Source organism: Idiomarina loihiensis (assembly GCF_024584785.1).
Classification (GTDB): domain Bacteria; phylum Pseudomonadota; class Gammaproteobacteria; order Enterobacterales; family Alteromonadaceae; genus Pseudidiomarina; species Pseudidiomarina fusca.
The window spans coordinates 1,407,273-1,421,678 of sequence record NZ_CP074112.1 but is presented as its reverse complement, the minus strand read 5'-3'; the positions used below and the strand labels follow the sequence as shown (position 1 = coordinate 1,421,678).

At 49.1% G+C, this 14,406-nt stretch carries 15 protein-coding genes; 4 read left to right on the top strand and 11 right to left on the bottom strand.

Annotated features, from left to right (window positions below):
- Nucleotides 1-30 precede the first annotated feature (30 nt).
- The 4 genes from rpsO to KGF88_RS06910 all read left to right on the top strand — a co-directional run bounded on the left by rpsO (nucleotide 31) and on the right by KGF88_RS06910 (nucleotide 4,827).
- A complete protein-coding gene (gene rpsO / locus KGF88_RS06925; protein WP_110074789.1) occupies nucleotides 31-300 on the top strand; it encodes a 30S ribosomal protein S15 in 270 nt (89 codons plus the stop codon).
- Between the two features lie 182 nt (nucleotides 301-482).
- Complete coding sequence (pnp, locus tag KGF88_RS06920; protein ID WP_110074788.1) at nucleotides 483-2,612, top strand: polyribonucleotide nucleotidyltransferase; 2,130 nt, start codon at nucleotides 483-485, stop codon at nucleotides 2,610-2,612.
- Nucleotides 2,613-2,846: 234 nt separating this feature from the next.
- On the top strand, nucleotides 2,847-3,758 hold the full coding sequence (gene nlpI / locus KGF88_RS06915) for a lipoprotein NlpI (protein WP_153825777.1): 912 nt from the start codon (nucleotides 2,847-2,849) through the stop codon (nucleotides 3,756-3,758).
- Nucleotides 3,745-4,827, top strand: a complete 1,083-nt coding sequence (locus KGF88_RS06910; RefSeq protein ID WP_153825776.1) for a hypothetical protein — start codon at nucleotides 3,745-3,747, stop codon at nucleotides 4,825-4,827. The genes nlpI and KGF88_RS06910 overlap by 14 nt, the downstream gene beginning before the upstream one ends.
- A gap of 47 nt (nucleotides 4,828-4,874) precedes the next feature.
- On the opposite strand, the gene KGF88_RS06905 is transcribed toward KGF88_RS06910, so the two are convergent.
- From KGF88_RS06905 to rsfS, 11 genes are all read right to left on the bottom strand, one after another.
- Nucleotides 4,875-5,276 (bottom strand): MAPEG family protein, encoded by a 402-nt coding sequence (locus KGF88_RS06905; RefSeq protein ID WP_153825775.1) that lies wholly within the window; start codon nucleotides 5,274-5,276, stop codon nucleotides 4,875-4,877.
- The gene (gene lipA, locus KGF88_RS06900; RefSeq protein WP_153825774.1) at nucleotides 5,273-6,238 is read right to left on the bottom strand and encodes a lipoyl synthase; all 966 of its coding nucleotides are present in this window, start codon (nucleotides 6,236-6,238) and stop codon (nucleotides 5,273-5,275) included. Before lipA ends, KGF88_RS06905 begins: the two co-directional genes overlap by 4 nt.
- A 3-nt stretch (nucleotides 6,239-6,241) precedes the next feature.
- The gene (gene lipB, locus KGF88_RS06895) at nucleotides 6,242-6,913 is read right to left on the bottom strand and encodes a lipoyl(octanoyl) transferase LipB (RefSeq protein ID WP_153825773.1); all 672 of its coding nucleotides are present in this window, start codon (nucleotides 6,911-6,913) and stop codon (nucleotides 6,242-6,244) included.
- Nucleotides 6,903-7,169: a DUF493 family protein YbeD gene (ybeD, locus tag KGF88_RS06890; RefSeq protein WP_153825772.1), complete on the bottom strand. Its 267-nt coding sequence runs from the start codon at nucleotides 7,167-7,169 to the stop codon at nucleotides 6,903-6,905. Before ybeD ends, lipB begins: the two co-directional genes overlap by 11 nt.
- Before the next feature lie 256 nt (nucleotides 7,170-7,425).
- The gene (locus tag KGF88_RS06885) at nucleotides 7,426-8,589 is read right to left on the bottom strand and encodes a D-alanyl-D-alanine carboxypeptidase family protein (RefSeq protein ID WP_110074781.1); all 1,164 of its coding nucleotides are present in this window, start codon (nucleotides 8,587-8,589) and stop codon (nucleotides 7,426-7,428) included.
- A 73-nt stretch (nucleotides 8,590-8,662) separates the two neighbouring features.
- Nucleotides 8,663-9,469, bottom strand: a complete 807-nt coding sequence (locus tag KGF88_RS06880) for a septal ring lytic transglycosylase RlpA family protein (protein WP_153825771.1) — start codon at nucleotides 9,467-9,469, stop codon at nucleotides 8,663-8,665.
- Between the two features lie 4 nt (nucleotides 9,470-9,473).
- Nucleotides 9,474-10,490, bottom strand: a complete 1,017-nt coding sequence (gene mltB / locus KGF88_RS06875) for a lytic murein transglycosylase B (protein WP_153825770.1) — start codon at nucleotides 10,488-10,490, stop codon at nucleotides 9,474-9,476.
- A 39-nt stretch (nucleotides 10,491-10,529) separates the two neighbouring features.
- Nucleotides 10,530-11,645, bottom strand: coding sequence for a rod shape-determining protein RodA (gene rodA, locus KGF88_RS06870; protein WP_153825769.1), 1,116 nt, complete (start codon nucleotides 11,643-11,645; stop codon nucleotides 10,530-10,532).
- Nucleotides 11,635-13,548, bottom strand: coding sequence for a penicillin-binding protein 2 (gene mrdA, locus KGF88_RS06865; RefSeq protein WP_153825768.1), 1,914 nt, complete (start codon nucleotides 13,546-13,548; stop codon nucleotides 11,635-11,637). Before mrdA ends, rodA begins: the two co-directional genes overlap by 11 nt.
- 2 nt (nucleotides 13,549-13,550) lie before the next feature.
- Nucleotides 13,551-14,021, bottom strand: coding sequence for a 23S rRNA (pseudouridine(1915)-N(3))-methyltransferase RlmH (rlmH, locus tag KGF88_RS06860; protein ID WP_153825767.1), 471 nt, complete (start codon nucleotides 14,019-14,021; stop codon nucleotides 13,551-13,553).
- Nucleotides 14,021-14,344: a ribosome silencing factor gene (rsfS, locus tag KGF88_RS06855; RefSeq protein WP_110074775.1), complete on the bottom strand. Its 324-nt coding sequence runs from the start codon at nucleotides 14,342-14,344 to the stop codon at nucleotides 14,021-14,023. The genes rlmH and rsfS overlap by 1 nt, the downstream gene beginning before the upstream one ends.
- Nucleotides 14,345-14,406 lie beyond the last annotated feature (62 nt).

Genomic DNA, 14,406 nt, shown 5'->3' with positions numbered 1-14,406 from the left:
CTGACATTTTTCACTTATCAGGAGTAATATATGTCACTAACTGCGGCACAAAAAGCTGAAATCGTTAAAGAATATGGTCAAGGCGAAAATGACACCGGTTCTACCGAAGTTCAAGTAGCACTATTGACTGCAAACATTAACGAACTGCAAAGCCACTTCAAAGAACACGCAAAAGATCACCACTCACGTCGTGGTCTATTACGGATGGTTAGCCAACGTCGTAAATTGTTGGACTACTTAAAGCGTAAAGACAATCAGCGTTATGCAACCCTGATTGAGCGCTTAGGTTTACGTCGCTAAGCATTGTTCATTGGAAGGGGCCCTGTTGTGGCCCCTTTTTTATTTATCGAAGGACAAAGGCGTTATTGGATATTAGATATTAGATATTCATTAGAGCAAGAACACTGGGTTGAGTTAGTGTCTAATATCTAGTAACTAATAGCGCTTAAGAATTTAAAAGAGAAAGACAAAGGAAAAATAACGTGAATCCTATTACTAAGAAATTCCAGTATGGTCAGCATACTGTCACATTAGAAACTGGTGCAATGGCGCGCCAAGCAACTGCAGCCGTATTGGCAAGCATGGATGACACCACCGTGTTGGTGACCGTGGTGGCTAAGAAAGATGCCAAAGAAGGCCAAGATTTCTTTCCATTAACTGTAAATTATCAAGAACGTACTTACGCTGCCGGTAAAATCCCTGGTGGTTTCTTCAAACGTGAAGGGCGTCCATCAGAAAACGAAACCTTAACCTCGCGCTTAATCGACCGTCCGATTCGTCCATTATTCCCTGAAGGGTTTAATAACGAAGTGCAAGTGATCGCGACTGTGGTATCAGTTAACCCACAAATTTCTCCAGATATCGTTGCTTTGATCGGTACTTCAGCGGCTTTAGCTATTTCTGGCGTGCCTTTTGCTGGCCCAATTGGTGCAGCACGTGTGGGCGTTATCAATGATGAGTACGTGTTAAACCCAACCATGGAAGAGTTGACAACTTCTAAGCTAGATTTAGTGGTTGCTGGTACTGCTGGTGCGGTATTGATGGTTGAGTCAGAAGCGCAACTATTGTCAGAAGATGCCATGTTAGGCGCGGTGGTCTATGGCCATGAGCAGATGCAAACTGTCATTAACGCCATCAATGAATTTGCTGCTGAAGCAGGTAAAGAAGCTTGGGATTGGCAAGCTCCTGCGAAAAATGTTGAGTTACTGAACAAAATCAAAGCATTAGCAGAGCAAGGTATTGGCGATGCGTACCGTATCACTGAAAAAGCGGCACGTTATGAGCAAGTAGCGGCATTGAAAGCCCAAGTTACTGAGCAGTTACTGGCAGAAGATGAAACTTTAGATGCCAAAGAAATCGGCGATTTGTTCCATTCACTAGAAAGTGACGTGGTACGTAGCCGTATTATTGCCGGCGAGAAGCGTATTGATGGTCGTGAACCAGATATGGTGCGCGCCCTGCATATGGCTACTGGCGTGTTACCACGCACGCACGGTTCAGCGGTATTCACCCGTGGTGAAACGCAAGCCTTGGTTACTGCAACCTTAGGTACAGAGCGCGATGCACAAATGATCGACGACCTTACTGGTCGCAGCGACAATCGCTTTATGTTGCATTATAACTTCCCTCCATACTGTGTGGGTGAGACCGGCATGGTAGGTTCACCTAAGCGTCGCGAAATCGGCCACGGCCGTTTAGCTAAGCGCGGTGTACAAGCGGTGATGCCGTCACAAGACGAATTCCCGTACACCATCCGCGTGGTATCTGAGATCACTGAATCAAACGGTTCAAGCTCAATGGCATCAGTATGTGGTGCATCATTAGCATTGATGGATGCAGGCGTACCAATCAAGTCATCAGTCGCTGGTATCGCCATGGGCTTGGTGAAAGAAGGTGACAAATTTGTGGTCTTGTCTGATATCTTAGGTGATGAAGACCACTTGGGCGACATGGACTTTAAAGTTGCCGGTAGCGTTGACGGCGTAACCGCCTTACAAATGGACATCAAGATTGACGGTATCACCCGTGAAATCATGGAAATTGCCTTAGCTCAAGCTAAAGCAGCTCGTTTGCACATCTTGCAAGTGATGGATCAGGCGTTAGCCGGTGCTCGTACTGAGTTATCAAACTACGCTCCGCGTTACACCACCATCAAGATCAATCCTGATAAGATCCGTGATGTGATTGGTAAAGGTGGCGCAGTTATTCGTGAGTTAACTGAAAGCACCAACACCAATATCGAAATCAATGATGATGGTACTGTGCGTATCGCTGCAACTGACCAAGAATCAGCCGATGCAGCTATCGCTCGCATTGAAGAGCTAACTGCAGAAGTAGAAGTTGGTCGCATTTACCAAGGTAAAGTGGCGCGTATTGTAGACTTCGGTGCATTCGTTACTATTTTGCCAGGTAAAGATGGTTTAGTGCACATCTCACAAATCGCTGAAGAGCGTGTGAACGATGTAAACGAATACCTGAAAGTTGGTGATCTAGTGCCAGTTAAAGTGCTTGAAATTGACCGTCAAGGTCGTGTTCGTTTGAGCATGAAAGACGCCGCTGATAAAGCTGAAGCAGCAGCTCCAGCTAGCACTGACAGCAGCGATAGCGAATAAGCAAAAATAAGTCCTACCCGCAAACCCGGTTGGTTATCTGACCTGCGGTGAGCAAAGCATTCATGCCAAGGTTTTGGTTAAACCCAAAGCCTTGGTGTGAATTCATCAGCTGTTTTCAGCTCCCCCCGTGTTACCTTGTTAATCCTCATCAGCTTGCTCAAGCACCTGTTCAGAACTTTATTTTTGTTGCAACTAAGGTATGATGAGTTGAAACATAACGAAAGGTTGTCCTTTATGAAAAGTCGTATCGCGGTGCTGGCTTCGGTGCTGTTGCTGGGTGCTTGTGCCCAATTGCCCGATCCCTCTGAATCGGCCGTCATGAATTTATTTGTAGTAACGCCGCAAGCGCCAGACATGCGTTATCAAATTGAAATCGCCAAACTCACAGACCTCGCTAATCACCAGAATCAATTGGATGATGCCAGTATGGCGCAATTGCTGTATCGACGCGGCAGTCTCTATGATGCGCTCGGTTTGAGTGGGTTAGCTCGTATTGATTTAAATCGTGCTTTAGAGCGCGATCCACGTTTAGCCGATGCCTATAATTTTCTGGGTATCCAGTACACTGAAATTGAACAGTACAATTATGCTTATGAGATGTTCGACTCGGCCTTAGAGCTTGAGCCTGAGCACCCCTATGCCTTGCTTAATCGCGGTATGACAGCCTATTATGATGGCCGGATTGACCTCGCCAGCAAAGATTATCAACGCTATTTTGAAAGCCAACCCGACGACCCGTATCGGGTGCTGTGGCTGTATTTAGCTGAAGTAGAAACAGATGCCGAGGCGGCCCGTCGCAATCTAGCCGAACGCCGAATCAAGTACGCCAATGGCGCTTGGGGCTGGGTGCTGAATGATCTGTTGTTGGGTGTGGTGGATGAGCAAAGCTTTTTAAATGACTATGCTCCTAAACACTTAGGCGAAGATGAAACCCTAGCAGAGCGCATGTGTGAGAGTTACTTTTATTTGGGTAAGCTGAAGCAATTGGAAGGCAACAACCAAGCTGCAGCGGTGTATTTTCGACTAGCGCTCACAACCAATGTGTACCGTTTTTTAGAACACCGTTATGCTGGGATTGAGCTGCAACGCAGTCAGCAAGCACTGGAGCAGCAAGCGGATTCAACTAAGCTTGATGCGCAAGAGTGATCGACCGCGCAAACCGCCATACTGGAGCAATCGCTTGCAACGGATGGTGCAGTTAGGGATCCTGTTGATAGCGCTGGTGAGTTGTCAGCAAGTACTCGCCAATCCGCTCTCCCATCGCAGCGAGGGCAGCGAGGGCAAGTATCCGAAGGCAGTGAGTACCGCGCAGTTAGCGACCTTGCTTGATCTATTAGCCATGCCGCCTAATGGGTGGCTAATAGCCGTCCCTGTACGACCTACACGTGTTGAATTTTCTCCTCAATCACCCATGCATGTCATGCAGTCACCATCGGCTACTGCTTGCCGTTATCCCATTCAGTTGCAAGTGCCTGAGGGCAGTGGTGAACTCAAAGCGTACCAGTTATTACATCAGTGGCAGCAACAGCCACTGGCGGAGCCGATGCGCCAATTAGGCTTTTGTTGGCAGTTGCAACCTTATCCGAAAGCTGTCAACGAATGCCAGCAGGTAACTGCGCGCGGTCGCCTACAATGTCATCTCCAAGGTCCGTTAGGTGGCGGCAACCACCACGCTGATCCTACTCAGGCGCGGTATCGAGTGTTACTGGTAGAGCAGTTTGGCATAGCTTCGGCATCGCAGCAGCGACAAGATTTTAGCATGGTACTTAGTTTAGCTGCGCCGGTGGAGCTCTTAGCTCACGAACTTGGGCATTGGTTGGGGCTAGCTGATGAATACGCGATGAGCGCGCCTTTAGCTGCTGCTTTTTGTCGCGGTGATTACCAGCATCCTAGTTTAAATATTGTGGTGACTGACAGTCGCCAACTCAGTGCTGAGCAACTGCAACAGCTGTGGCAAACCTTGCCATGGCGAACTGCGGTAGAGGATTGGCGCTTGCTAGCGCAGCCTACCTCACTAACCAATAGCCAAGGAGAGCCGTTGTGGGAATTAGGGAGTGCGCCCGAGCAGATTGGTTTACATGCGGTAGATACGTGTCAAAACAGCGACTATTTTGCTTGGCGACCACTAGCTGAGATCACGGCGATGCAATATTTCGATAGTGCGCGTTGGCCATCGCTGTATCTAGAACTTATTCAGCAACAGTATGCTCATTAAGAGGAGTCACGATTAGGTAAACTCCTCCCAATGATAGCCTTACAGTGCTAAGCGGCAGCCACTGCCAACGCCGTTTGTGCCAGCATAATCACTGGGCAGGCGATTGCGAAAAACCAGACCAAGCTGCGTAGTTTGTCGTAATTAGCTAAATACAAAACATGATACGCAATGCGTAAACCAAGATAACTTACTGCTAACGTAATGTTGGTATCAGAAACGCTATTGGTGGCTAATACGGCAAGGATAGCGGTGGCATACAGTGGAAACGCCTCGTACGCATTGTAATGACCCGCCACAGCACGAGCACCAGCACCTGTTAAGCGTTGTTGCTGAGCTCGCGGATGACGGTTATCGTAACCAGCATCGCGATTCTGGAAATACACCACAGGTGCTTTGGCCGCAATCGGTAGCAACCCAGCAATCAATAAACACCAGATCAGAATACTCATTTCACTTCCTTACCGGCAGCTTGCATATCGGCATGATACGACGAGCGAACTAAGGGGCCCGAGGCTATATGGGTAAAGCCCATCTTCTCGCCCTCAGCGCGGAACATATCAAACTCATCTGGCGTCACATAACGAGTGACGGGCAAATGATGACGACTCGGCTGTAGATATTGACCAATGGTGAGCATATCAACATCGTGCGCACGCAAATCACGCATCACCTCTAGAATCTCTTCATTGGTTTCGCCTAAGCCAACCATAAGACCAGACTTAGTACGGACATCAGGTCGAGCTACTTTGTAATTTTTGAGCAGGTCTAACGACCACTGGTAATTCGCTCCAGGCCGCGCGGCTTTGTACATGCGTGGCACGGTTTCAAGATTGTGGTTGAACACATCCGGAGCCTCATCGGTTAGGATATCTAACGCGACTTGCATCCGCCCACGAAAATCAGGCACTAACACTTCTACCTGAATGCCGGGGCTTTGCGCTCGGATTTCACGAATACAGTCCGCAAAATGTTGTGCACCACCGTCACGTAAATCATCGCGGTCAACGGAAGTAACCACCACATACTTAACTTTCATGTCACGAATAGTAGCACCTAATTTGACGGCTTCTTCAGGGTCAACGGGCAGCGGACGACCGTGCGCAACGTCACAAAACGGACAACGGCGGGTACAAATGGCACCCAGAATCATGAAGGTTGCGGTACCGTGGTTGAAGCATTCTGCCAAGTTAGGGCAGGAGGCTTCTTCACAGACAGAGTGCAGCCCATGCTTACGCATGGCTTGCTTAATTTCGTCAATACGCTGAGTAGAGCTAGGTAGCTTCACTTTTAGCCACGCGGGCTTGCGCAGCATCTGCTCACGCTCAGTAGGCATGATTTTAACGGGGATCAATGCCATTTTATCGGCATCACGAAGTTTCACGCCAGGTTCAATTCTTACCGGTTTTGACATAGCCTATGCGAATCCTGTTGTTTCGGTGATTTCTTGATAACCCATCAATTCAGCGAAGATTTGGGTTACCTGCGTGGCCGCATCAGTGACATCCTGCGGCCCATTCAGTGATTTTGTTTGTACCATTTGCATGCCGGCATACCCGCAAGGATTGATTCTTGCGAACGGGCTTAAATCCATATCCACGTTCAGTGCCAGACCATGAAACGAACAGCCTTTTCTAATACGCAACCCTAGCGAGCAAAGTTTATCGCCTTGCACATAAACGCCAGGGGCATCGGCTTTGGCGGCAGCAACCACGCCATAATTGGCCATCAGCGCCACTATGGTGTCTTCAATGGTATTGACTAGTTGGCGCACGCCTACTTTGCGGCGCCTAATATCCAGTAAAAAATACACCACCAGTTGACCGGGACCATGGTAGGTGACTTGACCACCGCGGTCTACTTGGACCACTGGAATATCGCCCGGAGCCAAAATATGTTCTGCTTTACCGGCTTGGCCTTGGGTGAACACCGGCTCATGTTCAAGTACCCAAAGTTCGTCACGGGTTTGCTCATCGCGCTTATCGGTAAAGTCTTGCATGGCCTGCCATACCGGCTGGTAGGGCTGCCTGCCAAGCTGTCTAATCAGCAGTTGTTGAGTGATCTCTTTAGTGGCCAACTTAGAGCACATATTTCACTTCTTCGATTGCCGCCAGCTCACGATAGAGGGTTTCTATGTGTTGTTGGCTTTCTACTTTAATTTGAATAGATACTGAGTGGTAGGTTCCTTTACTGCTAGGCTTTAGGGTCGGGTTATAATCGCCCGGCGCATGTTGCTGAGCAACGGCGACAACTAAATCTGCTAACTGTGGAACCGCCAAGCCCATCACTTTAAAGGTGAAGTGACAAGGAAACTCAACCAACTCATCAAAGCGTGTTTTTTGCATGCTTTACTCCCAAATGAATGGCTTAACTAACACCATTGCTTTATACCACTGCATGATGAGGGCAAAAATAACGATAACAAGGTGTCGTAACTGTTGCGGCCGATTATATCATTATTTTAGGGCAAGGTTGGAATTTGAATGTGCTTTGCGCGTTTGCACTAGGCAGAGGTTGTGATCGTGGTTGTGGTTGTGGTTGTGGGGGAGAGAGCAAGGCCGCTGACTCAACGGCCTTGCTGGAACTAACATCAAGGCTGGGTTATTCTTCGCTAAAAGATTGCTTAGCCCAGTCACTTAAACGTTTAAACCAACCGCCTTGTTCAACACTATGAAGGGTAACAAGTGGGTAGCTGGCAATATCTTCGCCGTCCAGTTGCAAATACACAGTGCCTACTTGAGTGCCCTTAGCGATAGGCGCTTGCAAGTTTTGCGTTAACTCAAAGTTTGCTTTCAGGTTGCCGCGTTGGCCCTTAGGTAAAGTAATCACCACATCTTCAGTGACTCCAAGCTGCACGGTATCTTGTTCACCACCCCAAATACGGTGATCGACAAAGCTCTCGCCAGCGCTGTAGGCAGTGACGGTTTCGTAATAACGAAAGCCGTAGTTCAATAATTTTTTACTTTCTACTTTACGTGCTTGCTCGCTGTCCGTACCCATCACCACAGCAATGAGGCGGGTGTCACCTTCGGTGGCTGACGAGACTAGGCTATAACCGGCTTCTTCGGTGTGGCCGGTTTTAATCCCATCGACATTCATGCTGCGATCCCACAACAGCGAGTTACGGTTGTACTGTTTGATGTTGTTGTAGGTAAAAGATTTTTCGGCATACAACGAATATTCTTCCGGCACATCGCGAATTAATGCACGGCCTAAAACAGCCATGTCACGCGGCGAGGTGTATTGGTCTGGGTCTGGTAAACCGTGGCTGTTGGCGAAGTTAGAGTTACTTAATTGCAGCTCTGCGGCATAGGTATTCATCAGATCAGCAAAGGCGTCTTCACTGCCGGCAATGTGCTCAGCCATAGCGACACAAGCATCATTACCTGAAGAAATCACGATGCCTTTGTTGAGTTCAGCAACCGATACTTGTTTACCGACTTCAATGAACATCTTGGATGATTCAGGAAAGTTCTTGGCCCAAGCGTTCTCACTGATGGTGACCATGTCGTCATTATTGATGCGGCCGGCTTGCAGTTCACGGCCAATAATATAGCTGGTCATCATTTTGGTTAAACTAGCCGGCGCTAATTGCTCATCTTCATTACCACCGACAATGACATGGCCCGTGGTGTAATCCATCAAAATGTACCCTTTGGCATTAATGGAGGGCGCTGGCGGAACGATAGCAGCATGAGCTATGGTTACGGAGGCGGCAGCAACAATGGTTAAGCTGCGAACAAAGTGACGAAACACATTGGGCATAAGGATGATTCTCTATGTTACTAGTTCTAAAAAGGGTTCGAATAGTACCACGTTCTACCAGAAAACGCAGGCTTTAGGGCACGGCTACCCGAAACGCGTCGGGATAACCAGCTTGCCGAAGTTGTTCTAACAATTCATTGGTCTGTGGTTCGGCAAACGGACCTAACATGACTTTGTATAGACCATTATTCGGTTGAGTAGTTGCAGGGACAGCGTAGATTTGTTGAAGTCTTTCAGCTTCAAGGGCTAACCGCTGAGGATCTGCCCCAGCATGCACTTGAATATAAAACTGTGGCACTGAGGTAGGTGCGATGGGGGTGGTCACAGCGATTGCCGTATTCGGCTCCGGCGGTTGCAGTACTTCAATCCGAACCGGCGCCGTTCCGGTTTTAAGCATACCTATTTTATAGGCGGCAACGTAGGATAAATCGATGATTCTATTGCCGTGAAAAGGCCCTCGGTCGTTAACTCGCACCACCACCGATTGCTGATTATTTAAATTAGTTACTTTCACATAGGAGGGTAATGGCAGGGTTTTGTGGGCGGCACTCATGGCATACATGTCGTAGGTTTCGCCATTTGAGGTTAAATGACCATGAAATTTCTCGCCATACCACGAGGCGGTTCCTTCTTGGGTGTAACCCTCGACATTATCTAAAATATGCCAAGTACGCCCGAACAGTTGATAAGTTCGATTGCCTTGCCGGCTGTAAGGCTCAAATGAGGGCTCGGGCTCTATCAGTTCATCGGCACTAGGTAGTCGTGCGGGGATAGAGTCATGCTTTTGGCTATAGCGAGAGGGAGCTTCGGGCGCACTAGAGCATGCTGCTAGCAGTAAACTGAGTAGGGCTAAGCAGCCTAGATTCAGTGGCCTTAGCATGGTGCTACCTCGCTTGCCGCAACTGTTGGCTAAATTGATACACAGCCATGGCGTACAGCGGGCTGTGATTGTAGCGGGTAATCACATAAAAGTTATTGAACCCTAGCCAATACTCATGGCCCTCAGCTAACTCAAACGCAAACACTTTGGCTTTCTGATCAGCGTTGACGGTGCTGGTAAGGCTAAGGCCTCGTTCAGTGAGTTCGGCCACCGTTGCACTTGGCTTCAAGCCTTTTTCTACGAGGTTAGCTACGGAATCGCTCGGCGCTAGCAGCTGCGCAACGGGAGCATCGGCCTGCCAACCGTGGCGGGCAAAATAATGAGCGACACTGCCAATTGCATCGACCGGATTACCTAGTAAGTCACGTACGCCATCGGCATCGAAATCTACGGCGTAATGGCGATAAGAAGAGGAGATGAATTGGCTATAGCCCATGGCTCCGGCGTAGGAGCCCTTCAGCTCAGTAGCAGGTAAACCTTCTTCGTTGGCCAACAGCATAAATTGGGCGAGCTCAGAGCGGAAGAATTTAGCTCGAGGCGGATAGTGAAAGCCTAAGGTAAAGAGTGAATCTAATACCGAATAGTTACCTAGGTATTCGCCGTAAAAGGTTTCTACGCCAATGATTGCGACAATAATTTCAGCCGGTACGCCATACTCTTGTTCGGCTTTGGCGAGCGTTTGTTGATGAGTTTGCCAAAACTTAAGGCCGGCTTGCAGGCGTCTTTCGGTCAAAAAAATGGGATAGTATTGATGCCAAGGCTTGGCTTCCCACGGGCGCTGAATGGCGTCAAATACGTCTTGATTGAAACTGGCTTGCTGCAACAGTTGTTGCACTTGGCTGGTACTAAAACCATGCTCGTTGACCATGGTTTCAATAAATTCTTGCTGCAATTGCGCTACGGTAGCAGCATCTGCTGGCTCGACTTTGGCACTAGCAGGCTGGCTGAGGACCATAGCTAAGCTCGCGGTGATTAGGAGCTTGGTACTAAGCTGGTTGAGCAGACGAACGTAGTTGCGCATGGTTATTCCTTACCGCTTGTTATTATTGTGCTGATGGCGCTAATCGTGCATAACCAAACGTTTATGCGTAGCGATAGCCATCAGTAAACCAAATCCTGTCATTAATGTCACCATAGATGTGCCACCATAACTTACCAGCGGCAAGGGTACACCAACCACGGGTAAGAGTCCTGAGACCATGCCAATATTTACCAAAACATAAACAAAAAAGGTAAGAGTTAAGCTGCCAGCTAACAATTTGTGATACACCTTTTGCGCCCGCATGGCCAGAATCATGCCACGAAAAATAATGAAACCATAAAGCAAAAATAAGCCAATCACGCCAATTAAGCCAAACTCTTCGCTAAATACCGAGAAGATGAAATCCGTGTGGCGCTCAGGGAGAAACTCCAGCTGCGACTGGGTGCCCTGTAACCAGCCTTTGCCTTCAATACCGCCAGAACCGATCGCGATTTTCGATTGAATGATTTGATAACCTGATCCTAAGGGGTCGCGCTCAGGGTCAAGGAAGGTTAACACGCGCTGCCGCTGATAGCCGTGCATCAGAAAGAACCAAAGCACCGGGATAAAAGCGCCTATGGCAACTCCAAAGAGGGTAATGAGACGCCAACTCATACCGGCTAAAAACAGCACAAAGATGCCGGCGCTAGCAATCAGTAATGAGGTACCTAAATCAGGCTGTTTGGCAATCATCAGAGTAGGGATGAGCAACAGCAAAAAGGCCCCGGCTAATCGCGTTTTGGTGGGCGGTAGGCCTTGTTGCGCTATGAACCAAGCCACGGCCATCGGCACCGCTAATTTCATGATCTCCGACGGCTGAATAGTTGCCGCACCAAGATTTAGCCAACGTTGCGCCCCTTTACTGGATTCACCAAAGAGCAACACCCCTAACAGCAACACGATGCCGACGGCAAATATCGGAAGTGACCAGCGCTCAACTAGACTTAAGGGAACTTGTGCTACCACCAACATGGCCACAAAGGCCAAGCCAATACGCACCACTTGGCGTTCGGTCATGGCGAGGTCTTGGCCACTGGCTGAATAAACCGTGACGAGACTAAGCAGGGCTAGTACCAGCAGCGCTAAAAAGAGCGGGCCATCAATATGAAATCTACTGAGCCATTTATGACGTTGGCGTTCTTGGCTAGTTTGCATCGGCTGGCTCCTCTAAAATCGCTAACACAGACTCTAAGCCACCCGTCGGGGCCGGATCAGCAAAGTAGGCATCGAGTAATTGGCGCGCCATGGGCGCCGCAATACTACTACCGCCGCCGGCGTTTTCGACGGCAATAACCACCACAACTTCCGGGTTTTCAGCGGGTGCGTAACCCACGTACATCGCATTATCACGGTATTTTTCAGCAATTTCTTCAGCGTTATATTCTTCGTCTTGGCCGATACTGCGTACTTGCGCGGTTCCGGTTTTACCGGCTGAGGTGTAACTGGCCCCTTGAAACGCCCGCCGTGCGGTACCTTTGGGCGAGGTGATCACTTTGGTGAGCGCTTGGTGGGCGACTTCCCAGTTGTTGGCATGTTTCAATACCACCGGCTCACGTTGTTCCACCACTGCGGGAATCCGCACCGGGCCTTCAGCGATACTTTCTAAAAGACGTGGGACCGGGCGCTCCCCGCGGTTCGCCAGCACTGATGTGGCTACGGCGAGTTGCATCGGGGTGGTGGTCCAGAAACTTTGACCGATGCCAATCGATACCGTTTCGCCAGCATACCAAGGCTGGTTAAAACGCGCGCGTTTCCAGCCTGGCGACGGCATTACAGCGGCTGATTCTTCGGCGATATCGATGCCAGTACGCTCGCCAAAACCATAGCGAACCATATCATCATGAATGACATTGATGCCCATTTTCAAGGCAATGTCGTAATAAAAGGTATCACAACTTTCGACTATGGCATCGGTGACGTTAACCCAGCCATGTCCCCACGCTAGCCAATCTCGATAGCGGTGATCAACCCCCTCAATCATGAACCAACCTGGGTCCCAAATACGGCTGTTTGGCGTGATGATATCCTGCTCTAACGCGGTGATGGCTAAATGTGCTTTAATGGTGGATGCTGGCGGATAGCCACCTTGGGTACTACGATTAAGGAGCGGCGAGTGGGTCGAGTTAAGTAAGCTTTGATATTGAGCGTAGCTGATGCCCTGAGCAAACCAGTTGGGATCATAGCTCGGCTTACTCACCATAGCTAATATGGCCCCATCGCGCGGGTCCATGAGAATGATAGAGCCACGATCTTGGCCGAGAAGATCGTAGGCAAATTGTTGCAGTTCAGCATCCAGTTCTAAGTGTAAATCTTGGCCCGGTACCGGCGGTTGAACGGATAGCGTGCGAATGTTACGTCCACGAATGTCAACTTCAACTTGTTGATAGCCAATACTGCCATGCAGTTGCTCTTCATAAAAACGTTCAACACCGAGTTTGCCAATCACTCGAGTGGCTGCATAATTGGCAGCTAAACCTTGTTCGGTCAGTTTATTAAGATCCGTACGGTTAATTTTAGCGACATAGCCCAGTGCATGGGTGATGGCCTCGCCGTAGGGATAATGCCGCACTAATCGTGCCTCAATACTTACCCCCGGGAAGTCATGTTGACGTACCGCTACTCGAGCTGCTTGTTGCTCGGTTAAACGGTCTAATAAAATCACCTGATTAAAACGTCGTTCGCGCCGCCTGGTCTCATGAAAATCCTCAATCACGCTAGCATCAAACTCAAGCAACTGTTGTAATCTGGCTAGGGTTGCATCCAAGTCTTCGACTTGTTCAGGAGTGATTTCTAGACTCAGAACCGGGCGGTTTTCGGCTAGTATGCGGCCATCACGGTCGTAAATAATGCCACGATTAGGGGCTAGTGGGACTACTTTAATGCGGTTATCGTTTGAGCGGGTTTGAAACTGTTGATGCTCAACCACTTGTAAATGATACATGTTGAGCAATAGCACCCCAAAGGTGACCACGACCACCAGCAAACTAACAAAAACGCGCCGGGCAAATAGCGCAGCTTCAGCGTAATTGTCTCGGATGGTAATGCGTTTGTGCTTCATGCTTACTCACGGTGGTAGGGGTGGTTGTTGGTGACACTCCAAGCGCGATACAAGGCTTCGGCGACAATCACCCGTACCAGTGGATGCGGTAAGGTGAGGGCCGATAACGACCAGCGTTCATCGGCTGCGGCAACACACTCAGGGGCTAACCCTTCGGGGCCGCCCACGAGTAAGCTAATGTCACGCCCGTCCATCAGCCAGTGCTCTAAGCGTCCAGCTAACTGGGGGGTTGTCCAAGGTTTACCGGTCACCTCTAAGGTAACAATCCGATCACCTTTACCAACGGCCGCCAGCATAGCTTCGCCTTCTTGCTTAAGAATACGGGCAATATCGGCATTCTTACCACGTTTACCAGCCGCAATCTCAACCAATTGTAATTGGCAGTCGGCTGGAAAACGTTTGGCATAGGTGTGATAGCCAGTGCTGATCCAATCAGGCATTTTTTGCCCAACAGCTATCAGCTGAATCCGCATTACTTGCGGCTCCAAAGTTTTTCAAGTTCGTAGAAATCACGGATGGCTTCTTGCATCACGTGTACGACTACGTCACCTAGGTCTACTAGCACCCATTCAGAATGCTCATGACCCTCAACGCCTAACGGCGCCACGCCGTGGTGTTTCGCTTCGGCGGCCACATAGTTCGCAATACTGCGCACGTGGGTTTTTGAGCTACCTGAACATATCACCATATATTCAGCAACATCGGTTTGCTCGTGTACGTCTAATACTTTAACGTCGCGGCCTTTCATATCATCAATTTTAGCTACGACAAAGTCGCGTAATTGTTCAGCTTGCAAAAGGGTCTTACTCCAGTTTTTGGCGCGTTCAAGAATGACGGCGGCCAAGGTTTAACATGTCA